We start from the raw sequence: 25,533 nt of genomic DNA on the forward strand, positions 1-25,533 counted from the left end.
CTTTATAGCAAAAAAGCAGTCCCCTCATTAATAGATAGGACTGCCTTAGTATTAGATAGTGTTCGCAGCAGGTTCTTCGTTTCTGAACTTCTTCATTTTGATTCTGAAGAAGAGAAGGGAAGCTGCCAGCATTGGAACCATAAAGTACCCGAGTATGATCGCATTCTGCCACATAAGACTGTAATCCCCCGTCGTTATGACAGCACGCAGCCCGGCGATAGAATAGGACATCGGCATAAAAAAGTGAACCGTCTGCAGTGAAGAAGGAATCATTTCTGTCGGGAATGTTCCTCCGCTTGATGTTAATTGGAAGATCAGCATCAGGATAACGATAAATCGTCCGGGGTTGCCCATGGTTGTAACAAGGAACTGAATAATGGCCATGAACGTTAAGCTGATGATGATACTGAACAAAACAAATCTGCCTGTGTTCTGTACTTCGAGACCAAGACCTTGCAGCAAGATCAGATCCGCGATTAGAGCTTGAACAATGCCTGTCACTGCCATAAAAGCATATTTGCTGAAGAACCAGCTGAATGCATTTTTGGGTTTCATCGCTGGTTCAACGAGCGGGAACACAATGGTCAGCATGAGGGCACCTACAAACAGTCCTAGGGACAAGAAGTATGGAGCAAGCCCGGTTCCATAGGTCATATCTTTTACGGTGCTGGCGTTCAAGGTTTTTACCGGATTGGAAATCATTTTGACTTCATCATCCGTAGCTTTCGCTTTGTGAGCCTTTTCTGCCGCTTTGTTCAATTCTCCAGCCAGTTTTTCATTGCCGGATTTAATAGAATCGACACCGGAAGCCAGTTTACCAGCCCCATCATTCAGTTGGCGTGCTCCATCGCTCAGCTTGCCTGAACCGTCTTTTGCACTCTGCAGGCCATTCGTAAGATCAATGCTTCCTTTTGCCAGTTTAGACTGGCCTTGGCTGAGTTTGCCGACGTTATCGACAAGACCGGACCAGCCTTGGGACAACCCTGCTGTTCCTGCAGACAATTTAGCGGAGCCATCGGCTAATTGATCGGCGCCGCCTTTTGCTTCTCCGATTTGGGACATAAACGTTTTTGTTCCTTCAAGCAATTTCTGCTGTCCAGAAGCCAGCTGAGCCGTGCCGTCTACCAGTTTCTTCTGGCCGGCATGAAGGGCTTCTACACCTTTTTGAAACAGTGCCTGGCCTGCTGATAACTTGTTAGCTCCAGCAGAAAGTTGATCGGCACCCGCTTTTAAAGGCGCTGTCCCCTCGGCTACTTTTTGAGTACCGTCGCTGACCTGCTTGCTTCCAGCTTCAAGAGCTGCGACACGGGCCAATATTTCAGCCTTTGGCATATCGGGATTTTTCGCCATATCCTCTTTTAAAGAAGCAAGTCCCTCATTCACGGTTTTTGCCCCTGCTGCTGTTTTGTCAGCACCGTCTTTTAACGTTGTCATCCCGGAGGATAACTGAGCCGCTCCGTCCCTAATGCTTTGGGCGCCATCCTCTAAACCTTTTCCTTTATCATCGAGTACGGCTGAGCCTTCATAAGCAGCCGCTGCTCCCGTCTTCAAGTCATTGGCTCCTTTGGCCAGCTGTTCCTGTCCAGACGTTATCTGATTTCCTTTTTGGTCAAGCTGATCCAGTCCCCCGGATAGGCTGTTCAGGCCCTTTTCAAGGCTGCTTGCGCCTTTATTGAGCTGGTCGATCTCAGGGGATTTCTCTTTCATGCCTGAGTACAGCTTTCCAGCTCCATCTTCGGATTGTTTCAAGCCCTCAGAAAGCTGTGACGATCCTCCCGCCAGCTGGTTCAAGCCATTGTGGAGGTCTTCTGTCTTGTTCGAAAAGGCTTCAGTGCCTTTAACAAGATCGTGTGAGCCGCCAGAAGCTTTTGAAGAACCATCAGCTAATTTCCCCGCACCATCTGATGCTTTCTTGAAACCATCGCCCATTTCACCAATTTTATCAAAAATGATTCCGGTATACGTTTTGGAAATTTCATTAGAGAGCTTGTTTTCAAGCTGTTCTACACCTTTTTTCCCGATTTGGGAGGCAAGATAGTTATAGCCAGAATTTGTTTTATAATTTAACTGAAGTTTATCAGGATGAGGATCCATCGCTGTTTTAGCTTTTTCTGAGAAGTTTCCCGGAACCTCAATGACCGCATAATACTGATTATCCTTTAAGCCCGTTTCAGCTTTATCCGAACTGACAAATTCCCACTTGAAGTCTGAGTTATCCTTCAGATCTTTTACTAAATCATCACCGATTTGAAGCTTTTCACCATCCAGCTTAGCTCCCTTATCCTCGTTTACTACAGCGACCGGCAGCCTATCCGTATGCGAATATGGATCCCAGAAAGCCCACAAGTAAATTCCACTGTACAAGATGGGAATAAACAAAATGGCTGCAACCGGAATCAGTAATTTCGGATTGCGTAGGACGGCCTGAAATTGTTTTCTTATCATGCTAATTTCACCCATTTCTATCATTTCATACAATATGACCATTTCGGTCAATCGGTCATTTTATTAAAAAAAAAGAGAGATCTTGCAATAAAGATCACTTAAAATGACTAAAATTAAAATTTGGTCATTTACAAAAATACCACGAATATAACAGGTTTGCAACTGTTACCTTTTAAGTCCCGTCATTAAAATATTTTCAAAAATGTCCGCAATCTCTTCCTTGCTGAGAGGCTCATGTTCCTGCTCCCAATCAAATACGAGTGAAACGTACATTTTCAGCATCACATAAGAAGTAATATCTGTGTTGCACTTCCTTATTTCTCCTTTTTCAATGGCTTTCTGAAGCTCTTGTTTAATAAAAGTGATAACAGCCTTCTCAAGCATGACGCTTGCCTCTTTTACGGCAGGAGTATTCAGTTCTCTTCCTTCCTGTGCAATCTTGATTGCAAGCTGATGGGACTTGCGGAAATCCAGGACACCATATAAGGCGGAATGAAGATTTTCATGAAATGCTCGGTCTTCCTTTATCGCATCTGCTGCGACATACCGTATCTGCCTTACAAGATCGGTTACAATTTCCCTGAACAGTTCTTCTTTATTATCAAAAAAAGTATAAATTGTCCCTTTACCGACATTAGCAATTTTAGCTACCTGATCCATAGTGGTGGCTTTATATCCAAACAGCGAAAAAGACTTTGCTGCAGCTTCAATAATATTTTGTTTTCGATCAATCATGGGCTCATTCCCTTTCACTGACCATTTTTCCCATCTGGTCAATTTCAAACTTTACCACGTTATTGCGGATCACACAAGTATAATTAGGAAGATTTAACAGGCAAGGTCAATAAAACCTTCGTCCCTTCCTCCGGTGTACTTTCATACCGCACGCTCCCTCCAATACTACGGATGAGCCGGCTAATAATCATTGTGCCCAAACCTGTGCCCTTGGTCTTTGTTGTATAAAAAGGAAGCCCGATCTGCTGAAGTTCTTCTTCAGACATGCCTTTTCCATTATCTTCAATCGCCAGTGTAATGGAGTCTTTGGAGAAAGAATGTTTATAAACTGTAATCAGCCCTTCTTTTCCATCCGTTGACTCAATGGCATTTTTAATAATATTGATCAGACATTGTTTCACATGATGCTCATCAGCAACGATTTCATCATTCTCTCCAGTTAGCTCGTACGCAATGACTGTATTATGAAGAAATCCGTAAGGCCTTATCAGTGAGAGCGTATCCTGGATCAATTTATCCAGTTGAAGGACCTTTAGATCTGGCTTTCCGGGTTTGACCAAAGTTAAGTAATCAGTAATGATTTTATTGGTTCGGTCTAATTCATCCAATATTAAAGGAGCAAGCTCTTCCAGCTTTTTATCTTCCGTATCCTTTGCCAAAAATTGAATGAGACCCCGGACAGTAGTCAGGGGGTTCCTGACCTCATGAGCGATCGCTGCTGCCATCTGCCCTACCACAGAGAGTTTATCGAGATAGGCGGTTTCTTCAAGCCTCATATTAATGAACGTCAATCTTTCAATAAGGATGATAGAAGTAAAGAAAGACACATTAAAGCAAATGAAATAAACCCAATAAAAGTCTCTTGGAAGAAAATCCATCTCACTATGAATAATCATCATATAGATGATCGTGTAAACGGCCGCAATAACTATTCCAGCTCTCCATTTTTTCATTTCCTCAGTAAAAAAACCTTTGTATGCCCCTGCAATGACAAACGCCACTAAGGCAAGCACAACGCCAAGGAAAGCAAAATGGCCCCCGATGATAAGCCTCGCTATGGAAACAATGATCGTGCATATCGCACCTGGCAGCAATCCGCCGTAGAGAGTCGCAACAACAATCGGAACGTTTCTAAGGTCAAAAAAGGAGTCCTTCAGCGTTTCAATAGGATAGGCCATACAAAGCAAAGCACAGATGCCGGCAATCCCCCCATAAAGCATTTTGGCCTTTAGCGCCAGCTTCCGCTCAATAAGAAAAGGTACAATCGTATTGGCGATATAGGTTAAAGAAAAGATAACAGCTATATTCACAAACAGCGGCTGTAAAAAGTATTTCATCACATAAGTCCCTTCAGTAAATCCCTGCAAACCAAGTATATCAAATTATCCCTTTCATTTGTTTTGTGCACAAAAAAGCGCGATAGGTCCGATGTGGCCTATCGCAAGGTATTGATAATATGGGTAACCGCCTTTTCAGCTGAAGCTACACAATCGGGAAGTCCTACACCTTCATAGGAGGCACCTGCAGCATATACACCCGGATAATGTGCTGAAAGATTGTCCTGTAGTTTTTGCCACAATTGTTTGTGGTTAACCTCATATTGAGGCATGGACTGAATCCAGCGTGAAACATAATAAAATTCAGGTTCAGAGGTAATGTCCATGATTTTATCCAGATCATTCAGGACGGCTTTCAGAATAGCTTCGTCAGATTCAAAAACAATTTCCTGGTTGTTCGCCCTGCCCACATAACAGCGGAGCAGAACTTTCCCTTCCGGCGTTGTGTGCGGCCATTTTCGGTGTGTCCACGTACACGCGGTGATGGTTGTTGGATCTTTCCGCGAAATAACGAAGCCTGTACCGTTAATATCATTTTTCAGAGCTGAAGCCGGAAAAGCCATCGCTATGGTTGCAACTGATGTTGATGGTGTGGAATGGAACTCATCCACCCTGATTTGTTCTGGCAGCAGCTGCTTGGCTACTGAATAAGGAGAAGCCAGAATCACAGAATCACCATGCGTATTCGTTCCATCTTCCAATTCAACCCGGTATCGTCCTGTTTCTTCACGTTCGATGCCTGAAACCTTTTTGTTTTTCCAGATACTCTCCGGCTCAAGAAGCTCCTCGAGTCTTTCTACAAGAGATTCCAAACCGGAAGAAAGGGTCAAGAACTGGCCTTTCTTCTTTTTGCCATAAGTTCCCGGTCTTTCAGAAGCCTTTGGTATATTCTGTTTCATACCGAGTATAAGGCTTCTGGACTTTCTTTCCACATCCTGAAACTGAGGAAATGTCGACTGCAGGCTCAGCCGGTCGATGTCTCCTGCGTAAATTCCAGACAGCAAGGGCTCGATCAAGTTTTCAACAACCTGGTCTCCAAGCCTTCTCCGGAAAAAATGGCCGACAGAAATATCCTGATCCGCTCCTTCACGGCGTGGAAGCACAAGATCCATTGCAGCCCTCGCTTTGCCGGCTTTGGAAAATAACTTGGTCTTGATGAACGGCCCCACTTTGGTAGGGACACCCATTACGGCTCCTTCAGGGATAGGGTGCAATTTGCCGCCAGACATCACATAGGCCTGACCTGTTTCATTGGAAACCAGTTTTTCTTCAAGTCCGGCATGTTCAATGAGTTTCGTCAGGCTTTGCTTGCGTCCTAAATAAGAATCCGGACCACGTTCAATGACAAAACCATCGCGATGAATGGTTTTAATTTTTCCACCGAGCCGGTCAGACGCTTCAATCAGCGTGTAAGTAATGGGGAGATTTTTTTCTTTCGCTTCCTTCTGCAAGTAAAAAGCGGCGGTCAATCCTGTTATACCGCCGCCGATAATTACTACATGCTTCCGCTCTGGCATGATTATCACTTTCCTTTTTGAGTTAAGGCTTCTGAAACGACATCAGCAAGTGAATCGATGAATTCATCCTTTGCATTCGGCATGGCCGGACGATAATAGTTTACGTCAAGCTCTTCTGTCACTACTTTGCATTCATAGTCGTTATCAAACAGAACTTCCAAATGATCGGCAACAAAGCCTACCGGACAATAAACATAGGAAGTATACCCGTGCTCTTTATACAGATCTCTTGTTAAATCCTGCACATCAGGCCCAATCCATGGTTCAGGCGTATTCCCTGCGCTTTGCCAGCCGATCGTATAATGAGAGATGCCAGCCTTGGAGGCAATGAGATCAGCTGTTTCCTTGAGCTGATCCGGATATGGGTCTCCCATCTGCAAAATCCGTTCTGGAAGGCTGTGTGCGGAGAAAATAACAACTGTTTTTTCTTTCTCGCCAGATGGAATCTGATCCATAATCTTGTTGATTTCCTTCACCCAATAATCGATAAATTTAGGGTTATCATACCATTGATCAATAGAGGTGATGTTTATGCCTCCTAGATTTTCCGCTTCCTCAACTGCCCTTCCGTTGTATGATTTCACACTGAACGTAGAGTAATGGGGAGCAAGGACAAGTGAGACTGCCTCATTTATTCCATCTTCCTTCATTTGTTTTACGGCATCTTCAATAAATGGATCGATATGTTTTAAACCTAAATAACTCTTAAACTCAAGATCTTCATAACGGCTGTTCATCATCTCTTCAAGCCTTTGTGCCTGTTCTTCGGTTATTTTAGCGAGAGGAGAGATCCCCCCGATCATTTCATAACGGCGTGTTAAATCTTGAAGCTGCTCTTCTGAAGGCTTTCTTCCGCGTCTGATATGTGTATAATATGGCTCAACTTCATCAAGGCTTCTTGGAGTTCCGTAAGCCATGACAAGCAATCCTACTTTTCGTTTCCCCATCATCGTCACCCCAGTTTGTTAGAAGAATATTCATGAATAAACGCTGTTAAACGCTGCAGGGTTTCCACTTGTACCTGTGGGAATATCCCTTTTCCAACGTTAAAAATGAAACCTGGTTCTTCCATTCCTTCGTCAAGTATCTGCTTCGCTTTTTCCTCAATGACCTTCCATGGGGCCAGTAAGATGGATGGGTCCAAATTACCTTGCAATGCTTTAGTAATCCCCATCTGTCTGGCTTCTCTTGGAGAGGTTCTCCAGTCAAGTCCGATAACATCGATCGGCAGGTCGTTCCACTCGTGAAGAAGGTGCCGGGCTCCAGTACCATAGAGGATGAGGGGGACCCCTTCACCGCGAAGCGCTGTAAAGATACGGTTCATTACTGGTTTGATATATGTTCTAAAATCTTCTGCGTTCAGCGCACCGACCCAGGAATCAAATATCTGGAACGCCTGAGCACCTGCAGCGATTTGTGCTTTTGCATAAGCAATCGTCATATCTCCAAGCTTGTCCATAAGCAGGAACCATGCTTCAGGATCAGAATACATCAGTGCTTTTGTATGGTGATAATCCTTGGATGGCCCGCCTTCGATCATATAGCTCGCTATCGTGAACGGCGCACCTGCAAATGTAATCAGCGGCACTTCTAGCTGCTGGCGAAGGAGTTTTATTGTGTCGAGCACATAAGGTACATCCTTCTCCGGCTGGATAGCTCCAAGTTTTTCTACATCTTCCATTGTGCGTAAAGGACAGTCAATAACAGGCCCAACACCAGTTTTGATCTCAACGTTGATGCCCAAAGCGGGAACCGGCGACATAATATCCTTATAAAGGATCGCTGCATCTACACCATGCTGGTCGACAGGAAGCTTCGTAACCTGAGCACAAAGCTCGGGGCGGTGAGTAATGTCAAAAAGCGAATATTTCTCTTTCAGTTTTCGATACTCCGGCTGTGAACGCCCTGCTTGGCGCATATACCAAACCGGTACAAAACTGTTTTTCTCTTTTCGGCAGGCTTTTAAAAACTCATCGTTAACTGTCAAAATCAACACACCTTTCTGCTTTGAAGCAAAGCCCGATCCACGTTTCTTCCTATACTTTGTGTCCCGACCTACTATGAATTCCTGTAATTTAACGTTTAGAAACCCGTTCGCTCCATATCCATTAAACATTGTAAAAGAATTCACAATAAATGTATAGCTTCCGGTTTTAAATGTCATGAATTTGACAATCAGCCATCGACAAACATCACAGCACCGGAGGCAAACAAGGTGCCAGACACCGCTTCGAAGCTGGTGCTTGCAAAAGCTTCTTCGATTGGTGCCTGGCACTGCTCCGATGCGGGTGCCTGGCACTACCTTTTTAAACATAAACTTCGAAGTGAAGTGCCTGGCACCTTGTTTACTTCGAAGGTATCATCTGAACCACTCCATGGAGACGGTGTTGGACGGTTCGCCTTCCTGATCGGTCTGCGGATTTAGCGGGACGACATAAAACTTTGGCATGCTGAACAAATATTTGGCGGATACGTTGTAGCTTCCTTTGCCCGTTACGGTATCAATATGTGTTGCCTTTCCTTCTTTGACTGAATAGATTTTATACTGCAATCGTTTATCAGCCGATGGAGTCCATGTCAGTTTTATTCCCGGAACACCGAAGGACCCCAATGCGAAATCAGCCTTCATGTCCTTGATCTTAACGAGATCGACCGGAGGCTCCAGCTCTTTTACCCCTTTAGGCTTTTTAAAGGTCAGGCCCCGCTGTGAGGGCATCTGATTGATGACATCTTTAAAGAGCCTTGTTGCTTTTTCGCTGGACGTGTTGAGATAGCTTTCATTCGTCGTTTTATCGTATCCAATCCATGCTGCTCCTACTACTTTCGGGGTATATCCTACAAACCATGCATCTTTGTTGGCATGCGGCACACCTTCATAGTTTGTTGTACCGGTTTTGCCCGCCAGCTCTGTATCAACCGTGCCGTATCTCCCCGTTCCTTTTTCCACTACTTGCTGAAGCATACGTGTCATGTACCATGCGGTTTGTTTTTTAAATACTTTCTTTTCCTTGTGGCTTGCCTTTCCAACCAGTTCGCCGTTTCGGTCATAAATTTTGGCGATGACGTACGGTTTGACAGTTTTTCCTTCACGTGCAAATGAACGGTAGGCTGCCATCATCTGATAAGGGGTTACACCATGATCCAGACCTCCGAGTGCAATGCCGAGACCTTTATCTGGAATATCCATCCCCAGACTGCTCAACGCTGCTTTTGATTGATCGACTCCCAATTCGTTGAGCAGCCACACAGCAGGAGCGTTGATGGAATCGCGGATCGCTTCTGCCATGGACACCCTTCCCCTGTACCGTCCATCGTAATTTTTCGGTTCATAGCCGTTGTAGCTGAGCTGTTCATCTTTTAACATCGAATACGGTTTATAGGCCTTTGATTCCAATGCAGGCGCATAAACTGCAAGCGGTTTAAAGGATGAACCCGGCTGCCGGTTAACATATACCCGGTTCAGCCCCTCCGTGAGATAGCCTCTTCCTCCCTGCGCAGCAATAATTCCGCCTGTATCAGCATCCATGAGCACCATGGCTCCTTCAGGACGCTCTTTCCCTGTTCCTACAAAATAATCCGGCTTTAAAAAGGTCTGGTACATCGCCTCTTGTGTACTTTCTTTCAGCGGCACGACAACTTTGTAGCCGCCTTTTCTCATTTCTTCCCTGGAAAGGTGATATTTCTGTTTAGCCTCATGGAGCACCATATCAATGTAAGTAGTAAGTGCTGGATTCCGCTCTTCCTTGTGGATATTAAGAGCAATTGTCTTCCCCTTCGCCCTTACCGCTTGTTCGGCTGAAATAAAATGATGCTTTGCCATCAGGTCCAATACGAGATCTCTTCTTTTTTTACTCGCTTCTTTATGTTCGATCGGAGAGTAATAGCTTGGGGCTTTTGGCATCCCGGCAAGCATGGCTCCTTCTTCAACCGTCAGATCGCTGACATCTTTATTAAAATAAAATTTGGACGCTGCCTGAATCCCGTATGCGCCATGCCCAAAATAAATCTGATTTAAATACATCTCCAAAATCTTGTCCTTGCTGTATTTTCTTTCAAGATTGATAGCGATCACTGCTTCCTTCGTTTTTCGGAGCAATGACTTCTCATGTGATAAAAAAACGTTCTTCGCAAGCTGCTGAGTGATCGTGCTGCCTCCCTCAACTTTATGGCCTGCCGCGATATCACGGTAAACTGCACGGGCGATCGAGCGAAAATCCAGCCCGTGATGCTCATAAAATCTTGTATCCTCAACCGCAACAAAAGCATCCTTCACTTCATCTGGAATTTCATCAGCTGAAACCAGCTCCCGATTTTCAGAATAAATCCGTGTGATTGTGCTGCCCTTCATATCTACAAGTTTAGAGGCAGAGCTCATAACAAGATCTTTCTCGTCGACGACGTAGTCGCCAGCCATAAGTATGAATAAATAGCCCATGAAACCTGCTATCAATATTCCTATTAATAAACCGATGCCAAGCATTCCGTTTTTAAACACGTCTGTACCTCTTTTCAATACAAAGTTTCCCTATCAACGTGCCCATACCTGATTGCTTATTTTACTATATTATTACAGAATCCGCTAAAACAAGGATAAAGTCTTTTTAATTGCAGACGCTAGTAAAAAATTGTTTACGCTGCCTGCTGTCCGTTTTTGCTTTCGTTTATTATTTGCTTTCCGCGGGTAAATCATGAATTAAAGATGACTGCATTTCAAACATAAAAAACATAAGGAGCGGATTATATGAAGCTATATATCACGTATGGAACCCAGCACTATTTAGAAAATCTTCCAGAAGCCTCTTCTGATCACTCCATTCTGCTGGAAAGCAGCGGCGATGCGGCACTGATCGCAGAGCTTGAAGGAGAAAATCCCTTCCAAGAGGGCCATGGCTATGAGATTTTAAATGCAAGGGGCCAATTGAAGGAAGGCTCTTTCGCTGTCTTAAACCACATACAAGTAACTGAAGAAGGAAAATCGCTCTTTGAAGAACGTTTTAAGCAGCGCGCAGGTCTTGTTGAACAGGAATCTGGCTTTGCTGCCATCAGGATACTGCGACCAGAAGAAAACGACCCTTATATTGTGATGACCCTTTGGAAATCACAAGGAGATTTTACGAGCTGGCAGCAGTCGAATGCCTATGCCGAAGCCCACAAGAACAGAGGCACCGGCTCAGGACTGCCCCAGACTCTATTTTCCGGCCCCTCTTTTGTAAAAGAATATGATGTCGTTTCAAAATCGTAAAACTGCTTTTAAACATTGGACGTCCCGAAAAGCCCGCGGGCAGAATTGCTGCTCTGCAGGCTTTTTCCTGACTGAAATAAACAATGGCAATCGTATTATCAACAAAAAAGTCATTTCGAATTTCTAGTAACAAGAATGGGGAGGCGCGGATATGAATAAAGCCGCCATTATCGTAAATCCGAATGCCGGAAATAAGCAACTTGTTGAAAACATAAATGAAGTGGTACAAAAACTAGAAGAAAAATACAGCGAAGTCATCGTCCATCAAACGCAGGATGTTGGAGATGGAGGAAACTATCTGACGAAGATTGCAGGTGAAGTCGATCTCGTGATTGGAGCGGGAGGAGACGGTACCATTCACGAGCTCGTAAACGCGCTTTGCCCTCTGGAAAAAAGGCCTTTGTTTGCTATACTTCCCGGAGGTACATGCAACGACTTCTCAAGGGCGATCGGCATGAATCAGAATCCCTTCAAAGCTATTGACCAGATCTTGGAGCATAAGGTCGAGCAGCTGGACGTTGGACACTGCAATGCTCACTATTTTCTTAACTTTTGGGGAATCGGTCTCATTACACAAGTTTCCACCAATATAGACAGCCAGGTCAAAGATAAATTCGGACGGCTCTCCTACTACCTTTCAGCCGCCCAAACATTAAAAAATTATGAACCGTTTCAACTTGATATCAAGAGCCCCGACTTTACGTATCAAGGGGAAGCCGCCATGCTTATCGTTGGAAATGGCCCTTTTACTGGAGGCATCAAAGCCTTTTTCCCAGATACCGATATACAGGACGGAAAATTCGATATTCTTATCGTAAAAGAACCATCTCTGCGTTTAATCTGGGATACGATTCAATCCAAAATGCTGAACCAGACTCCCGCCAATGACGATATCAAATACTATAAAACCAGCCGCCTTAAGGTGAATACAGCGCCTGATCAACTGATCGACTGTGATGGAGAACGGAATGTCCATACACCCGCTGAACTGGTTAACCTGGAAAAGTATCTGTCAGTCATCGTCGGCAACTTTCCAGTCTGAGGGATCATCTTCTTGGCTGTTTATAAAAATAAACAGCCTCAAGGGCTGCTATGCATAAGAGAAGCCATACCAATCCTGCAGAGTAACCCGCAATAATATCAGAGGGATAATGAACACCAAGATAAATGCGGCTGATGCCGATTCCAATTATGGCGACCGCAAATAATAAGGTCCACCCTGCTTTTCTTAAGGGCTTTCTCTTGCTCCTTACAACCAAATATCCCAGGAATCCATAATACACCATACTGCCCATTGCATGTCCGCTTGGAAAACTGAAGCCGAGTGCTTCTACCAAAGGATCTGCATTGGGCCTTTTTCTTTGAAAAGCATTTTTGAGCAGCAAGTTCAATAAGCCTCCCCCGCCAACAGCCAGCAGGAAGAATACCATCCCCCATAGGTTCTGCCGTTTGAACCACAGCCAAAGCATACCCACAGCAAGCAGAATGCCGAGAGCCAGCTTGGACCCTATTTCTGTGAAAAATAACATCACACGATCCAGCCCCGGTGAGGAATAAGAACGTACGGCATCAATAATTACCGGATCAAATTCAAAAGGTTCCTTTTCAACAATTTCCTCAGAGAGGGAAGCAAAAATAAAAATAGCAGCCGCCGCCAGCAAAAAGCCAATCACAAGCAGAACAGCCGGGACGATAGGGAAAGATATTTTTTTCATCCATTTTTGGATCATTTTAACACCTCTTGCTTCATCAGTCATAACATCTGGCAATAAGAAAAAGCTGCTGAGAGCAATCAAAGCAGCTTTTTCTGCGTCCTATTGTACAAGCTTTACAAGCATATGCGCCAGTTGATGCCTTTGATTTTCGTCGCCTGCCTTCCAAAGCTCTTTCAGAAGGTTTTCTTCAGCATTGCGCGGCTCTTCGGCCTCAGCCAGATGATCTGCAACTTTTTGTGCAGCTTTAGCAAGTGTTTCTTCATCTAATCCAAGTTTCTCACCAAGGGCCACCCTTGTATGAAGATACGATTTAAATTCAGAAAAGTTCCGTAAAATTTCATCTTTGCGTTCATCACTGATGCGTCCAACGGTATCATCTACTTTGTTGATGTTCACTGTATCGTCTTTGTGCAGGATATGCTTTTCTTCATTGCCCATAGCTTTCTTCTCCTTTATTGATTTAATTTTGAAAGAATGGAAAGGGACTCCTTGTTGAATGCCGGAATGTCATCAGGCTGTCGGCTAGTCACAAGGTTGCCTCCGCAAACTGCCACTTCTTCATCGACAAAATTAGCTCCCGCATTTTTCAAATCTACTTTAATGGAGTTATAGCCTGTTACTTTTCTGCCCTTTAATACTTCTGCTGTAATTAACAGCTGAGGGCCGTGACAGATCGCAAAGATTGGTTTTCCGTTATCAGCAAAGTCTTTTGCGAAACTCACAAACCGTTCATCATCCCTAAGTTGATCAGGCGAGAAGCCGCCGGGGATGAAAAGAGCATCAAAATCAGAAGGGCTGACATCGCCAATGCCTGCATCAGCAGTAACGGTTTCTTCTTTCTGCTTTCCTTCCAGCGGTTTTCCTTTTTCCGAGCTGATCACCACTACTTCGTGACCCGCTTCTTTATAAGCTTTCGCTGGGTCTGTATATTCAACATCTTCAAATAAATTGGTAAGTACAGTTGCGATTTTAGCCACTAAAATCCACGCTCCTTTACATTTTCATCTGTCTACACCTCTTAACATTTCCTTTTGCCAACTGAAGTAAACCCTTTTTTCCATAGTTTATCCATTATGCAAACGGGGAAGAATAACACAGAATGAATTTTGGGAGGTAATGTAAAGATGGAAAAAGATTTACAAGCACTAATTGATGGACTAAACGAGGATCTAGCCAACGAATATTCAGCGATCATTATGTACAATCACAACGCAGCAACGGTTTCAGGAATCTTTCGCCAAGTGCTAAAGCCATTCTTTGAGTCAGAAATTGGCGATGAACAAGGCCATGCCCTTTACCTTGCAGAAAAGATCAGCACACTCGGCGGAATACCTACAACAACTCCAAAAGAAGTCAAACAGGTATCAGATGTACGCCAAATGCTTGAAGAAGCAAGAAATGCAGAAATTGACACCATTCGCCGATACGAAGAACGCAAAGAGCAGGCAGCTCAGCTGAAACTGACGGAACTGGTTGTCCAGCTCGAAGACATGATTGCTGATGAAACCAAACATAAAGAAGAAATGGATCGTCTATTAAAAGACAACCGTTTCTAAAATAAAACAATAAAGCTGCCCCCGGATAAACCAATTGGTTTATCCGGGGGCAGCTTTTTTTATGGCTCTTTCAGCCAGCCTTTTTCCTTTAATTGATTGATTGTCCTCAGCCGGAAACAATTCTTCGCGGTTTTTCCAAGTTCATCCAAAAAGCGATAGTTCGCATAAGCACCCACTACTGCTCCAAAACCGGGGATCATCTGCAGCATCTTTACTAGATCGATATGATCTCTGTAATCCTGCTGCAAAGATTGCCAATCAATATTCTGCAAAGATTGCTGTTCAGACGGAAAATCTGCAATAGTCCGTTCCCAGTTCAGGATTTTCTCCAAGAGTTCTTTTCTCTTAAACGGGCTTGAGTAAGAAAGCTGAAAGATATACAAAATATACAGGCGTTCACGATAATCTTTAACATCGTATCCATAGACTCCAGCCACATCGAACAGAAACTTCATTTTAATTCCTAATAAGATTGGAAAATCCGCAAGGCCCAGCAAAAATCCCCCCGCCCCTGTTCCCGCCCCCTCAACTGCAGCTGTCCGGCGGTAAGCGGTAATTAACGAATCTGCCGCTTGATCACTTTCCCTGAGGGCAAGAGGAGCATGCGGCTGCTTTTTCGAGGTATATTCTGAACCAATCAGTGTGCCATGCACCATGCTTTTGATGCTTTTCGTGATCACCTGATGAACCTTTTCGGGCAGAAGATCATTTATGCGGGTTTGCAGTTTTTTAGCTGATCGGTCCCAGAGAGAGGGATTTTTGTTGAACTCTTTTTCCCAACTGTTCAGTTCAGCCAGAATTTGTGTTTCATACTTTCCCATACAGCTTCCCCTCAATCCTTCCCAGCCTTGCTTGGTTGTATTACTACTACATTACTCGCAACAGCTGTTTTTTAGTATAGTAAGAGGTAAACAGCCAGACAAAGATAACTGCAGCCACTCCTGATACAGCTCCAATCATCCAAGTCCCTCCCGTCAGCAGCAGAAAGGCAATATAAAGGACGGCCTGGATGGTTAAAAGGATACGAAGCCATTTTTGAAAAGCCTGAAAACGCCATTGGTGTTTGACAGGATACAGCTCAAACCATACGTTTCCCCTGTGGTGACCGTAAAGCGGCAGCAATTGTACGCCTGTTGCATGCATAAATAACAAGACGAGTAAAGGATGCCACCACCCGGACGGGATCCAGAAAAGGAAAAGAACGCCGATGATGATCAGTCTAATGTAGATTCCATAATAATCATTGGATCGAAAAAACGTCTTGCGGTATAAACCGTCAAACGTATGTCTCTGTTTATAGGCCACTTTGGAAAGCAGTGACAGCCACTTTCTCGGCTTTACTTTTTGAGACAGCTGAGGGACGTCTGTGAACAAGTTGGCAATCCGATAAAGCTTCATCATCATGCCATTTTCCACTTCAAGCAAATGCTCCCACTTGTAGCCGTGCACTTTCTTGATGTAACCAAACACAAAATTTGATAAAACGTACATAATGGCAAGAATAGCGAGGATAAACACATAAGCCTTCTGAAAAAGAAGATACAGGTACACTGCATTAACAGCCAAACGGATGGCCATATAGTTCCTCCTGCTACGGTCAAAGGGCAGCCGCTGTTCTTCCCATGAGGTTTTGACGTTCCATATTTTTGCTGACAGCAACAGAATTAAGGTCAGCAACATCTCAAACAGCCTTCCGGTAATGAACTTTGAAAACAGCGGCCCGAATGCGAGAAACACAACGACGATCACGAAGCATTGAATGATGATCGTATAGCGCAAGGAATGCCTGAAATATTCTTTCATTCTCGATTCGACAGGCAGGAGAAACACGAGGTCGCCTTTTTTCAAAAACGTCCGTACTGGGCTTTTTGTCAGCAAATAGGCAAACACCGCTACAAGCAGCCAGGACGCTGGAAAGTTTTCAGGCAGCTGTTTAAGGATCCTAGCATAATAGAAGCTTCCCATCACAAACAAAATGTAAAGCGAGAGCATGAACCCGCTGTTTCCAATCAATCTGAAGTAGCGGAGCGCTATTGCAAAATACTGGTCCTTCCTGCTCTCCCATATCTTTGTGAAATCCATCATGGCCTGTTTCCTCTGCTGGTATAAATATAGATCTCATCGAGCGTAGCCTGAGGATTTCCGACCTGATTTTTCAATTCCGCTAACGTCCCTTCCAAAGCGATCTTGCCTTCATGCAGGATGATGAAACGATCGCAGTACCGTTCCGCCGTTGCCAGGATATGTGTTGACATCAGGATGCCTGCTCCGTTATTTTTAAACCTTTCCATCAGTTCCAGAAATGAATGAATGCCGAGCGGATCCAGTCCGACGAATGGTTCGTCAACGATGTAGAGTTCAGGCTCTACCAGGAAAGCGCACAAAATCATGACTTTCTGCCGCATACCTTTTGAAAAATGTCCAGGAAACCATTTGATTTTATTTTCCATGTTAAATTCCGTAAGCAGGGGCCTTACTCTTGTTAAAAACGTCTGCTCCTCCAGGCCATAAGCCATGGCAGTCATCTCGAGGTGTTCCCAAAGAGTAAGCTCTTCGTACAGGATGGGTGTCTCTGGTATGTATGATAACTGTCCACGATATTCCTCCGGTTCCTCCTGAAAGGTCTTCCCATTAATTCTGGAAGTACCTTTATTCGGCTCCATAAGACCTAAAACATGCTTGATGGTCGTACTTTTACCCGCTCCGTTCAAACCGATCAGCCCTACGATTTCATTGGCATGCACATTAAAGGAAACATCATGCAGCACAGGCCTGTCAGGTGAATAGCCTCCTGTTAATCCGTTGACTTCAAGAATTTTTTTCATGTTCGACCCCTTCTTTCCCAGCTTCTCCTTTATTTTACCGGATTGTCCATTTTATATGAAAAACCGCACCGCGAACCACAATTTTTTAAAAAAGCTGTCCTTCGTTTCAGGAACAGCTGCGACACCTCTAATTTGTTATCAATTCCGCCTTTATTTAATCTTCATCATACTATGTTTCTTTTTTGTTTTCCAACGGCTGCATTTTTTATGGATAAACTTCTTGATTCTTGGCAAACCTATATTTGAAGAAGGCATCCCCCCTTCTTCGAGGGAGATTTTAGGTGCTATATAACGATTTGAACAACCAAATTCAGGGAGATGATTCTCTTGGAAAGATTATTGCTTACCTAAGCTTTTAATCCAACAGAATGAGGTGTTCGCAAAAAAATCGAAATGTATGTTTCCAGGTTCTCCTTTCTTCTCTAACCTCTATAAGGAAGAGGGCTCTACAAACGTAGGGTCCTCTTTCTTTGTTTAAATTTCTAAATGTTCCAATAACATATTGTCCGCACTTATGCTAAAATGAGAAAAAACATTTTCAGAGGTGATAAAATGAACCATGACGAGCATTGTATTTTTTGTAAAATCGTGAAGGGCGAAATACCAGCCTATAAAGTATATGAAGACGAAAACGTGCTGGCCTTTCTCGATATCAGCCAAGTCACAAAAGGGCATACTCTCGTAATCCCAAAGGAACATTACAAAGATATTTATGCCCTGCCTGCTGAAGCAGCAGGAAAACTGTTCGCAGCTGTTCCGGCCGTTGCCGAAGCGATTAAAGAGTCATTTGATCCCATCGGTCTTAATGTACTGAATAATAACGGAGAACCTGCAGGACAATCCGTTTTTCATTACCATGTACATATCATTCCCCGCTACGGCAAAGGAGATGGCTTTGGAGCGGTGTGGGAAACCAATGATTACTCACAGGAAGAGTTCAGTGAGATTTCCAGCTTGATCGCTTCCCATCTTTCTTCATAACATTTGTATATCTGCTGCCTGAATCAAGGCAGTTTTTTATTTTATAAGCTCTGTTAGTCCATGTTGTTGATTTTTGGTGGGGTGTGATTGAACCGCCAGCTATCACCCTTTTAAGTGGAGAAAAAGACTTGAGGGCCTCTTTTAAGCATCAGTATGCGATGTCCAATATGATTGAAATCAACAATCTGCTTTAACAAAGCCTTTTAATAAAGCATTGAAACCACTAAATAAGGGGAGGAATTGTATTCATGAAACAGGTATATAATTTTAACGCAGGACCTGCCGCTTTACCCCGGCAGGTATTGGAAAAAGCAAAAGAAGAATTTTTGGATTTCCAGGACACGGGGATCAGCATTATGGAACACAGCCATCGCGGAAAACACTATGAGGAAGTTCATGAAGAAGCAAAAAACCTTTTAAAAGAACTGCTTTCTATACCCGATCAGTATGAAGTTCTATTCTTGCAGGGCGGTGCGAGCCTGCAATTTGCGATGATACCCATGAATTTTATGAAGCCCGGCGAACAGTCCGGCTATATCTTAACCGGTTCCTGGTCTGAAAAAGCGTTAAAAGAGGCCGATAAATTTGGAGATGTAAAAGAGATCGTATCAGGAAAAGCTTCCAACTATGCCTCTATTCCTGATCTTCCTTCTTTTTCTCCTGAAGAATATTCGTATGTTCATTTAACATCCAACAATACCATCTATGGTACACAATGGGCTTCATTCGACGGTATTGACCACCCTTTTTTGATCGCTGATATGTCCAGTGATATTTTAAGCAGAAGGATTCCAGTAGATAAGTTCAGCCTAATTTATGCAGGAGCTCAAAAAAACCTGGGCCCTGCCGGTGTGACGGTTGTAATTTTTCGAAAAGATGCAGCCGAACGGGCAAATGAAGGGCTTCCGGCTATTCTTTCGTATGAGACACACATTAAAAACCGTTCGCTCTATAACACCCCTCCTACCTTTTCCATCTATCTCCTGAAACTCGTTCTTGAATGGGCGAAAATTCTGGGCGGTCTGGAGGAACTCGAAAAAAGAAACCAGGAAAAAGCGCAGCTCATCTATGAAGCCATTGATCAAAGCAGCGGCTTTTATTCAGGACATGCTGCCAGGGACAGCCGATCATTGATGAATATTACGTTCACCTTAAAAAATGAAGAGTTGACGAAGCAGTTTTTAAAAGAAGCACATGAACAAGGATTTTACGGGCTGGCCGGCCACCGGTCCATCGGCGGATGCAGAGCCTCAGCCTATAATGCAGTTCCTCTTGAGGCCTGTCAGGCACTTAGGGATTTCATGGGAAATTTCCAGAAAAAACATGATAAATAGTCTTTATTTACTGTTCAAAACGCTCCAGATTTGTTATTATAGGTGATAACTTCTTTGCATAGGGCAAAAGTGCACCTATGAAAGATGAATTAAGAGTTGAGTTGAGGAGAGATGAGTAATGAAAACTAAATCATTAGCACTAACAGGTGTTTTATTAGCATTGGGGTATGTTCTTCATGCCATTATGCCGCCCTTCTTTTTAGGGATGAGGCCTGATATGATGCTTACTATGCTATTTCTAACGATTATCATGTTCCCGTCGCTTTCTAACGTCATTGTAGCTGCGCTGGCAACAGGAGTCATTACAGCCATAACAACAACTTTCCCGGGCGGGCAGATCGCCAACCTGGTCGATAAACCAATAACCGCACTCTTTTTTTTAGGACTATTCCTACTCGTTTCGCGCTTTAAACTAAATGCATTAACAGCTGCGATATTAACTTTCGCTGGAACGATTGTGAGCGGATCGATTTTCCTCGGTACAGCTCTTCTCGTTGCCGGCCTGCCTGGTACGTTTTTGTCCATCTTCCTGGCGGTCGTATTGCCGACAGCTGCCGTAAACTGTGTCGTCATGTTCGTCTTGTATCCGGTAGCACACAGCATCAGAAAGCGTTCAATGCCTCCGCAATCGAAAGAGGCACAAGTATAATTCATTTTAATAAGCCATAAAAAAAGCCGGTACCTGATTTAAGGTGCCGGCTTTATGGTTTGCTCTTCTTCTTCCCATTCCATGTAATGATCGATTTCTTTTTTGATCGTTTTATATAAAAAAGCCAAAACAGCAGCATCATCCAATAGGCCAATGCCTACCAAAAAGTCTGGAACAGCATCGATTGGACTGACAAAATAAAGCAGGGCCGCAACAATAAGCATCATCGATTTTTTTGATACATGCCGGTATGAGCCATCACGATAATGCTTCACCAGCCTGATTAACGCTTTCACCTGAGAAGTCAGTTCCCGCAAGCTGCTGTTGTTTTGTGCAGATTCTGTTTTTTTCTCGGCATTGGTGATCAGTTCACCTGTTTGATGATCATCATCCAGAATAACAGCGGCCTTGCTTTTCATTCTGTTAAAATAATTACCGATGGTGTGACGTTCCATAATACCCTCCTCCTGACTTGTTGTTATTATACCTTTATCTATTATATTTCTAACATAAAAAAGCAGATTCAAAAAGAATCAGCTTTCCCTATTTTTCGTTATTTTGTGACAAAAGTGAGCAAACAGACAACTAGCCCCGTAATCCCGATCAAGCCGAAAACGACAGCGGTTTTTCTCTTTTTTTTGATGGAAGTGTTACGAAAGGAATACTGGCGGGTAGTGTTTAAGGAGTACATCATGCGCATAATTAAAAGCAGTCCTGCAATCAGCAATATTATGGTTTTCCAATTCATTGTCCATCCCCCCATTTTATAAATATGCAGGTGCCTGTCCAATCATGCCGAAAATCATCGTTAAATATTTATGTTTTCGGGAAATTTCTCAATAGGAATTCTTCTGATCCACCAAGAATGTAATACTAACTATAATAGAGGAGGAATTATTTATGTCTAAAGCAAAATCTTTACTTTACGGCTTCGCCATCGGAACAATCGTTACAGGTGCAACTACCCTGCTGTCTGCGCCTAAGTCAGGCAAGGATGTCAGACAGGACATTAAAGACAGTGCGAATAAGTTAAAGAACTCTGTCTCCCAAATGAAACGTGAGAGTATTACTCTTAAAGAAAAAATTATGTTTGTTTCCAAAGAAGGAAAGGACGCGTTCAAACAGGCTTCTGCTGACTTAAAGAAGGATATTGATCATTGGAAGGAAGATGTTCAGCCCAACATGGAAAGTATTCAGGAGAACGTAAAAGAGATCCAGGACACGCTTGAGGAAAGCAAAGCTACCCTGGCTAAATAATCACTGTACAATTGGGGATCTCCCTTGAACGGGGAGATTTCTTTTATTATTTAACTATTATGATCTTCCATATCTTATCATACTTAAGTTTCATGCCTTTATTACCAATTTTTCTTTTAGTTTTGAAAAATTTTACTTTCTTATTATAGAAAATACTGGCATAATGAGGGGTAGATTGATGTTCTTATATGTAGTAATGGAGGGCATTTAGTATGGAAAAGGACAATTTGTACAGTGTAAAGGAAGCGATGATTTTCAGTCATAAATTCGCGCAGATCAGCAAAGCATTATGGAAGAGTGTGGAAAAAGACTGGCAGAATTGGATTAAGGATTACGGATTAAACATCAACGAACATCACATTTTATGGATTGCACATCAATTGGAAGGAGCCAGCATTTCCGATATTGCAAAATTCGGAGTCATGCATGTGTCGACTGCTTTTAACTTTTCGAAAAAGCTGGAGGAACAAGGCTACCTTTCATTTTCCAAAAAAGAAAATGACAAGCGCAATACATACATTCAATTGACGGATAAGGGTGAAGAGCTTCTCCTAAAAACAATGGAAACCTATGATCCGTCAAGCTTCGGTGTCTTTTCATCCGCTTTACCGATCAAGGAACTCTTCGGAAAGTTCCCTGACTTCCCTGAGATCATGTGCATGATCCGAAACCTCTACGGTGAGGACTTCATGACGATCTTTAACAAACTTGAGTTGAAAGTTGAAGAAAGCTTGGAGGAAAAGCCCCCAAGCAATGTCATACCAATGACTCCTGAGCTGGCAGGCATTCACTCGTAACTCCGTGCCAAATCATACAGCTTATCCATAAGTTCAGGATAGACGCCTTGGGTACGAAGAGCTTGAACGGTTTCTCTTGGCTTCAGCTTTGGATTCAGCATTCCTGCAAAATGGAGAAGAAGAGGAAGGTATTGCACATAACCACTCTCCGTCTGGACCTCAAAACGTCTTTGGAGTTCATCGCACAATGAAAGGACATCTCCCACCTCGTCTTCGCTCAGGTGTTTTTCCATCACCAGCGTATAGAAGGGATATGTCCTTAAATTAATCGATTGTACAGTAAGCCGGTTATAATATTCCAGCCGTTCAACACGTTCTTCAATCGTTTCCATCTTCATCCTGCTTTCTTATAGTCGATCTTTAGTTTCTATTGTATAGTAAAGCCGCCTTTTTTGTAAGGCGGCTTTCTTCTTATCTTCTAAAATTCTCCATCTGTTTATTTGCCAAACACGTCTATCGAAATATTATTATGCGGCAGATCGACCTCTTTGGCCTTTACCTTAATGTGCTTCTTTATGTTCATCTTGGTCAGCTGCACGTGAATCATTTCTTCCTGCGGGTAAACCTTCACCCATTTGGGGAGGTCTACACTGTTTGAAACAAGATTAAGCACCTGCTCGCCCGGCAGATTCAAACGTCCGACCTGTACATTTTTTTCATGCAGAGCCAGATCTCCATTCGGAAGAACTTCTGGCGCCATCGACATCTGGTATACTACTTCTCTTCCAAAAACGTCTATCCGCCCGAACAGTTTCATCTTATTCGTAAGCTTTACCTTTAGGTCCAGGTTTTTTTGTTCCTCAATTTGTTTGTTCATTAGAAACGCAGCCTGTTCTTTCCCCGTATGTATAGTGAATAGTTTCTTCCCCGCCAGTGATCCACCGGTTTGTTCAGCTTTATCAAAGTCCTTTTCTCCTCCTGAAAAAATCAACGAAGCAATGACAATGATAACGATGACGATAACGGCAGCCAGAGCAAAGAAGCTCCATTTCCATTTGTTTTTCATTTTTGTCCTCCAATAGTTGCATTTTTCTATTCTTATTCCCCAACTTTTGTTAAAGTAAGAATGGTAGCTTTTTATGGAGGTATTGTAACATGCCAGATGTGATATTTGTAATTCTTGCCCCTGTTTTTTTATTTGTTTTTAATACCCTCACCAATGAACTCTGTTCACGTAAATCCATTCCTGCTGAAACACAGCCCAATGTGTTCCGTACCATAAATGTTCTGATTACCATTCTTTTAATCAGTGCTTATGTAGAAAACATCTTTACATACTAATGAGGCATCCCTATGCTTCTACGAAAACAAAAGGGATGGCAGATGCCACCCCTCTCTAGTTTTCGTCAACAGAAACAAATGCATCCGATAATAATGAGTAGGATTATCAATACAACAATCAGCTCAAAGCCGCCAGAAAAACCGTTCATTGAAATACCTCCTCCGGCAGAAAAAGCCGGTTTACTACCGATTATGAGGAGTGATTAACACCATCCTCCCCAACATACACATCCGACGATGATCAACAGAATAAACAACACAACGATTAACGCAAAGCCTCTTCCATGTGTAGAACCCATGATGCCACCTCCTTTATTTCTTACGCTATCCTATGCAGCCCACCTATTGCTCGCATAGGCGAATGCCTGTAAATCGAAATAAATTTTAAACTTTTGCCTACGTCCTTGTCCTTACCACGTGAAGCAAGTACAGCCAATTATTATTAATAAAATGAAAAGAATGATCAGAATTAAAAAGCTATGTCCGAAACCAGCACCGCATCCCATCATCTATCTCCTCCTTTTTTCTTCTCCACATCATATAGTGATATGTCTTGGTTTGATTAGGCGAATGTCCCGGTTTATAAAAATTTCCTTGCTCAATTAAACAGTAAATTCGTGTAATTTTTCTCATAATTCCGAGTATGAATAGGATTTTATCCAATGTTTATGCTATAGTAGATACTGTGAAAATATTACTCGAACAGTGGGAGTGTGTCAGATGAAAAAATGGTTATTATCCCTTGGACTTGCTGCGGGAGTGTTGTCGCTGTCAGCGTGCAACTCCGGTGCAGGATCAGAGAAGGTTGTTGAATCCAAAGCTGGAGACATCACCAAGGATGAATTCTACAATGAGCTTAAGGCACAGTACGGAGATCAAGTTCTTAAGCAAATGGTAGATAATAAACTTCTCGAAAAAGAGTACAAGGTTACCGATAAAGAGATTGACAACGAGATCGCTAAAATCAAAAAACAGCTTGGCAGTGAAGACCAGTTCAAGCAAGCCCTTCAACAAAACGGCATTAAAAACGAAAAAGATTTACGAAAACTCGTTAAGACACAGCTTCTAAATAAAAAGGCAGCAACCGATGGTGTCAAAGTTACCGATGCTGAAATGAAAAAAGTATTTAACGAAAAATATAAAGAAGAAGTAAAAGCAAGCCACATCCTGGTGGATGATGCTAAAACAGCAAAAGAAGTAAAAGCGAAACTTGATAAAGGTGAAGACTTTGCCAAACTTGCTGAAAAGTATTCCAAAGACCCTGGTTCTAAATCAAAAGGCGGAGACCTCGGCTATTTCGGTAAAGGCCAAATGGTTCCTGAATTTGATAAAGTGGCATTCAAGCTTAAACCTGGACAAGTCAGCGACCCTGTAAAATCTCAATTCGGCTACCACATCATTAAAGTCGTAGACAAGAAAACCAACAAGTTTGAAGACAAGAAGAAACAAATCAGCGAAGAACTGAAACAGCAAAAAGCAAAACCAACAGACCAAGTCATCACTAAGCTTCAGAAAAAAGCTGACATCAAGATCAAAGATAAAGACCTAAAAGACGCACTAAAAAAACAAGACACTCAAATGCCAGCACAGCCACAGCAATAATGAAAGGCTGAAACGCTTTGCTCAGAGCCCCGTTGAACTGGAGCTCCTGAAATTCAACACGTTTTTTGTGTTGGGTTGAGGGAGTGAAGTTGGCGGGGCTCTAAGCGTTGAAGTTGGATCGATGAAAAGCTGAAGGACCCGTTCAAAGCCGATAGACGTTGGAACTCTTACACAGCAACAAAAAGGGGCTGTCCAGAAAGTCGAAAATTGACCTTCAGGCAGCCCCTTTTTGGCTTGAAAAATCTTCAATGAAAAGTTAA

General features: G+C 43.1%; 30 protein-coding genes. 10 read left to right on the forward strand and 20 right to left on the reverse strand.

Translation table 11 applies throughout. The features are described 5' to 3' along the window. Positions 1-51 precede the first annotated feature (51 nt). The 7 genes from P4361_RS17595 to P4361_RS17625 all read right to left on the reverse strand — a co-directional run bounded on the left by P4361_RS17595 (position 52) and on the right by P4361_RS17625 (position 10,514). A complete protein-coding gene (locus tag P4361_RS17595) occupies positions 52-2,445 on the reverse strand; it encodes a YhgE/Pip domain-containing protein (protein WP_328090269.1) in 2,394 nt (797 codons plus the stop codon). Between the two features lie 165 nt (positions 2,446-2,610). After that, a complete protein-coding gene (locus P4361_RS17600; RefSeq protein WP_328090270.1) occupies positions 2,611-3,180 on the reverse strand; it encodes a TetR/AcrR family transcriptional regulator in 570 nt (189 codons plus the stop codon). Positions 3,181-3,263: 83 nt separating this feature from the next. Continuing rightward, positions 3,264-4,517, reverse strand: coding sequence for an ATP-binding protein (locus tag P4361_RS17605; RefSeq protein ID WP_062236622.1), 1,254 nt, complete (start codon positions 4,515-4,517; stop codon positions 3,264-3,266). A gap of 98 nt (positions 4,518-4,615) precedes the next feature. Continuing rightward, positions 4,616-6,034: a protoporphyrinogen oxidase gene (hemY, locus tag P4361_RS17610; protein ID WP_328090271.1), complete on the reverse strand. Its 1,419-nt coding sequence runs from the start codon at positions 6,032-6,034 to the stop codon at positions 4,616-4,618. A gap of 5 nt (positions 6,035-6,039) precedes the next feature. Continuing rightward, positions 6,040-6,981 (reverse strand): ferrochelatase, encoded by a 942-nt coding sequence (hemH, locus tag P4361_RS17615; protein ID WP_256226655.1) that lies wholly within the window; start codon positions 6,979-6,981, stop codon positions 6,040-6,042. A gap of 5 nt (positions 6,982-6,986) precedes the next feature. Further along, positions 6,987-8,021 carry a uroporphyrinogen decarboxylase gene (gene hemE / locus P4361_RS17620; protein WP_425590276.1) on the reverse strand — a complete coding sequence of 345 codons (1,035 nt, stop codon included), beginning with the start codon at positions 8,019-8,021 and terminating at the stop codon, positions 6,987-6,989. 372 nt (positions 8,022-8,393) lie between these two features. Further along, positions 8,394-10,514 (reverse strand): PBP1A family penicillin-binding protein, encoded by a 2,121-nt coding sequence (locus P4361_RS17625; RefSeq protein WP_328090294.1) that lies wholly within the window; start codon positions 10,512-10,514, stop codon positions 8,394-8,396. A 261-nt stretch (positions 10,515-10,775) separates the two neighbouring features. Between P4361_RS17625 and P4361_RS17630 the strand changes: the two genes are divergently transcribed. Together P4361_RS17630 and P4361_RS17635 are read left to right on the forward strand one after the other, a co-directional pair. Beyond that, positions 10,776-11,276: an antibiotic biosynthesis monooxygenase gene (locus P4361_RS17630; RefSeq protein WP_328090273.1), complete on the forward strand. Its 501-nt coding sequence runs from the start codon at positions 10,776-10,778 to the stop codon at positions 11,274-11,276. Positions 11,277-11,427: 151 nt separating this feature from the next. Further along, complete coding sequence (locus P4361_RS17635) at positions 11,428-12,318, forward strand: diacylglycerol/lipid kinase family protein (protein WP_328090274.1); 891 nt, start codon at positions 11,428-11,430, stop codon at positions 12,316-12,318. A 4-nt stretch (positions 12,319-12,322) separates the two neighbouring features. Here the strand turns inward: P4361_RS17635 and P4361_RS17640 are convergent, their stop codons facing one another. The 3 genes from P4361_RS17640 to P4361_RS17650 all read right to left on the reverse strand — a co-directional run bounded on the left by P4361_RS17640 (position 12,323) and on the right by P4361_RS17650 (position 13,968). After that, positions 12,323-13,006 carry a phosphatase PAP2 family protein gene (locus tag P4361_RS17640; protein ID WP_328090275.1) on the reverse strand — a complete coding sequence of 228 codons (684 nt, stop codon included), beginning with the start codon at positions 13,004-13,006 and terminating at the stop codon, positions 12,323-12,325. Positions 13,007-13,090: 84 nt separating this feature from the next. After that, the gene (locus P4361_RS17645; RefSeq protein WP_328090276.1) at positions 13,091-13,429 is read right to left on the reverse strand and encodes a DUF3243 domain-containing protein; all 339 of its coding nucleotides are present in this window, start codon (positions 13,427-13,429) and stop codon (positions 13,091-13,093) included. A gap of 14 nt (positions 13,430-13,443) precedes the next feature. Further along, entirely contained in the window at positions 13,444-13,968 is a 525-nt protein-coding gene (locus P4361_RS17650) for a type 1 glutamine amidotransferase domain-containing protein (RefSeq protein WP_328090277.1), read from the reverse strand. A gap of 147 nt (positions 13,969-14,115) precedes the next feature. Here P4361_RS17650 and P4361_RS17655 point away from each other — a divergent pair, with 147 nt between their 5' ends. Beyond that, positions 14,116-14,547, forward strand: a complete 432-nt coding sequence (locus P4361_RS17655; protein WP_256226661.1) for a ferritin-like domain-containing protein — start codon at positions 14,116-14,118, stop codon at positions 14,545-14,547. Between the two features lie 59 nt (positions 14,548-14,606). Here the strand turns inward: P4361_RS17655 and P4361_RS17660 are convergent, their stop codons facing one another. The 3 genes from P4361_RS17660 to P4361_RS17670 are packed head-to-tail and all read right to left on the reverse strand — an operon-like array spanning position 14,607 to position 17,372. After that, on the reverse strand, positions 14,607-15,368 hold the full coding sequence (locus P4361_RS17660; RefSeq protein WP_328090278.1) for an EcsC family protein: 762 nt from the start codon (positions 15,366-15,368) through the stop codon (positions 14,607-14,609). A 46-nt stretch (positions 15,369-15,414) separates the two neighbouring features. Beyond that, the gene (locus P4361_RS17665) at positions 15,415-16,632 is read right to left on the reverse strand and encodes an ABC transporter permease (protein WP_328090279.1); all 1,218 of its coding nucleotides are present in this window, start codon (positions 16,630-16,632) and stop codon (positions 15,415-15,417) included. After that, entirely contained in the window at positions 16,629-17,372 is a 744-nt protein-coding gene (locus P4361_RS17670; protein ID WP_062236648.1) for an ABC transporter ATP-binding protein, read from the reverse strand. Before P4361_RS17670 ends, P4361_RS17665 begins: the two co-directional genes overlap by 4 nt. 552 nt (positions 17,373-17,924) lie before the next feature. On the opposite strand from P4361_RS17670, the gene P4361_RS17675 reads away from it, so the two are divergent. The 3 genes from P4361_RS17675 (at position 17,925) to P4361_RS17685 (ending at position 20,336) form a co-directional block, all read left to right on the forward strand. After that, positions 17,925-18,353 carry an HIT family protein gene (locus P4361_RS17675; protein ID WP_328090280.1) on the forward strand — a complete coding sequence of 143 codons (429 nt, stop codon included), beginning with the start codon at positions 17,925-17,927 and terminating at the stop codon, positions 18,351-18,353. Between the two features lie 248 nt (positions 18,354-18,601). Next, positions 18,602-19,687, forward strand: a complete 1,086-nt coding sequence (serC, locus tag P4361_RS17680) for a 3-phosphoserine/phosphohydroxythreonine transaminase (RefSeq protein WP_328090281.1) — start codon at positions 18,602-18,604, stop codon at positions 19,685-19,687. Between the two features lie 118 nt (positions 19,688-19,805). Further along, positions 19,806-20,336, forward strand: coding sequence for a tryptophan transporter (locus P4361_RS17685; RefSeq protein ID WP_328090282.1), 531 nt, complete (start codon positions 19,806-19,808; stop codon positions 20,334-20,336). Between the two features lie 38 nt (positions 20,337-20,374). Here P4361_RS17685 and P4361_RS17690 read toward each other — a convergent pair whose 3' ends face one another. After that, the gene (locus P4361_RS17690) at positions 20,375-20,791 is read right to left on the reverse strand and encodes a YkvA family protein (protein WP_328090283.1); all 417 of its coding nucleotides are present in this window, start codon (positions 20,789-20,791) and stop codon (positions 20,375-20,377) included. 98 nt (positions 20,792-20,889) lie between these two features. Next, positions 20,890-21,084 (reverse strand): hypothetical protein, encoded by a 195-nt coding sequence (locus P4361_RS17695; protein ID WP_053355551.1) that lies wholly within the window; start codon positions 21,082-21,084, stop codon positions 20,890-20,892. A 152-nt stretch (positions 21,085-21,236) separates the two neighbouring features. Between P4361_RS17695 and P4361_RS17700 the strand changes: the two genes are divergently transcribed. Both P4361_RS17700 and P4361_RS17705 read left to right on the forward strand, forming a co-directional pair. Beyond that, positions 21,237-21,593, forward strand: a complete 357-nt coding sequence (locus P4361_RS17700) for a YtxH domain-containing protein (RefSeq protein WP_053355552.1) — start codon at positions 21,237-21,239, stop codon at positions 21,591-21,593. A 212-nt stretch (positions 21,594-21,805) separates the two neighbouring features. Next, a complete protein-coding gene (locus P4361_RS17705; RefSeq protein WP_053355553.1) occupies positions 21,806-22,390 on the forward strand; it encodes an HTH-type transcriptional regulator Hpr in 585 nt (194 codons plus the stop codon). Here the strand turns inward: P4361_RS17705 and P4361_RS17710 are convergent. Both P4361_RS17710 and P4361_RS17715 read right to left on the reverse strand, forming a co-directional pair. After that, positions 22,381-22,722 carry a DUF1878 family protein gene (locus tag P4361_RS17710; protein WP_328090284.1) on the reverse strand — a complete coding sequence of 114 codons (342 nt, stop codon included), beginning with the start codon at positions 22,720-22,722 and terminating at the stop codon, positions 22,381-22,383. The two genes, P4361_RS17705 and P4361_RS17710, sit on opposite strands and share 10 nt — an antisense overlap. A 104-nt stretch (positions 22,723-22,826) precedes the next feature. Continuing rightward, positions 22,827-23,396 carry a YpmS family protein gene (locus P4361_RS17715; RefSeq protein ID WP_328090285.1) on the reverse strand — a complete coding sequence of 190 codons (570 nt, stop codon included), beginning with the start codon at positions 23,394-23,396 and terminating at the stop codon, positions 22,827-22,829. Between the two features lie 89 nt (positions 23,397-23,485). Between P4361_RS17715 and P4361_RS17720 the strand changes: the two genes are divergently transcribed. After that, positions 23,486-23,671: a hypothetical protein gene (locus P4361_RS17720; protein WP_053355556.1), complete on the forward strand. Its 186-nt coding sequence runs from the start codon at positions 23,486-23,488 to the stop codon at positions 23,669-23,671. A gap of 65 nt (positions 23,672-23,736) precedes the next feature. On the opposite strand, the gene P4361_RS17725 is transcribed toward P4361_RS17720, so the two are convergent. The 3 genes from P4361_RS17725 to P4361_RS17735 all read right to left on the reverse strand — a co-directional run bounded on the left by P4361_RS17725 (position 23,737) and on the right by P4361_RS17735 (position 24,180). Continuing rightward, the gene (locus P4361_RS17725) at positions 23,737-23,820 is read right to left on the reverse strand and encodes a YjcZ family sporulation protein (protein ID WP_082316023.1); all 84 of its coding nucleotides are present in this window, start codon (positions 23,818-23,820) and stop codon (positions 23,737-23,739) included. Positions 23,821-23,874: 54 nt separating this feature from the next. Further along, complete coding sequence (locus P4361_RS17730) at positions 23,875-23,970, reverse strand: YjcZ family sporulation protein (protein WP_082316024.1); 96 nt, start codon at positions 23,968-23,970, stop codon at positions 23,875-23,877. A 111-nt stretch (positions 23,971-24,081) separates the two neighbouring features. Then, on the reverse strand, positions 24,082-24,180 hold the full coding sequence (locus tag P4361_RS17735; protein WP_082316025.1) for a YjcZ family sporulation protein: 99 nt from the start codon (positions 24,178-24,180) through the stop codon (positions 24,082-24,084). Positions 24,181-24,391: 211 nt separating this feature from the next. Here P4361_RS17735 and P4361_RS17740 point away from each other — a divergent pair, with 211 nt between their 5' ends. Further along, positions 24,392-25,273 carry a peptidylprolyl isomerase gene (locus P4361_RS17740; protein WP_265408443.1) on the forward strand — a complete coding sequence of 294 codons (882 nt, stop codon included), beginning with the start codon at positions 24,392-24,394 and terminating at the stop codon, positions 25,271-25,273. The last annotated feature ends 260 nt before the right edge of the window (positions 25,274-25,533 follow it).

Origin of the sequence: Fictibacillus sp. B-59209 (assembly GCF_036216745.1) — a bacterium.
GTDB classification, from domain to species: Bacteria; Bacillota; Bacilli; order Bacillales; family Fictibacillaceae; genus Fictibacillus_C; species Fictibacillus_C marinisediminis.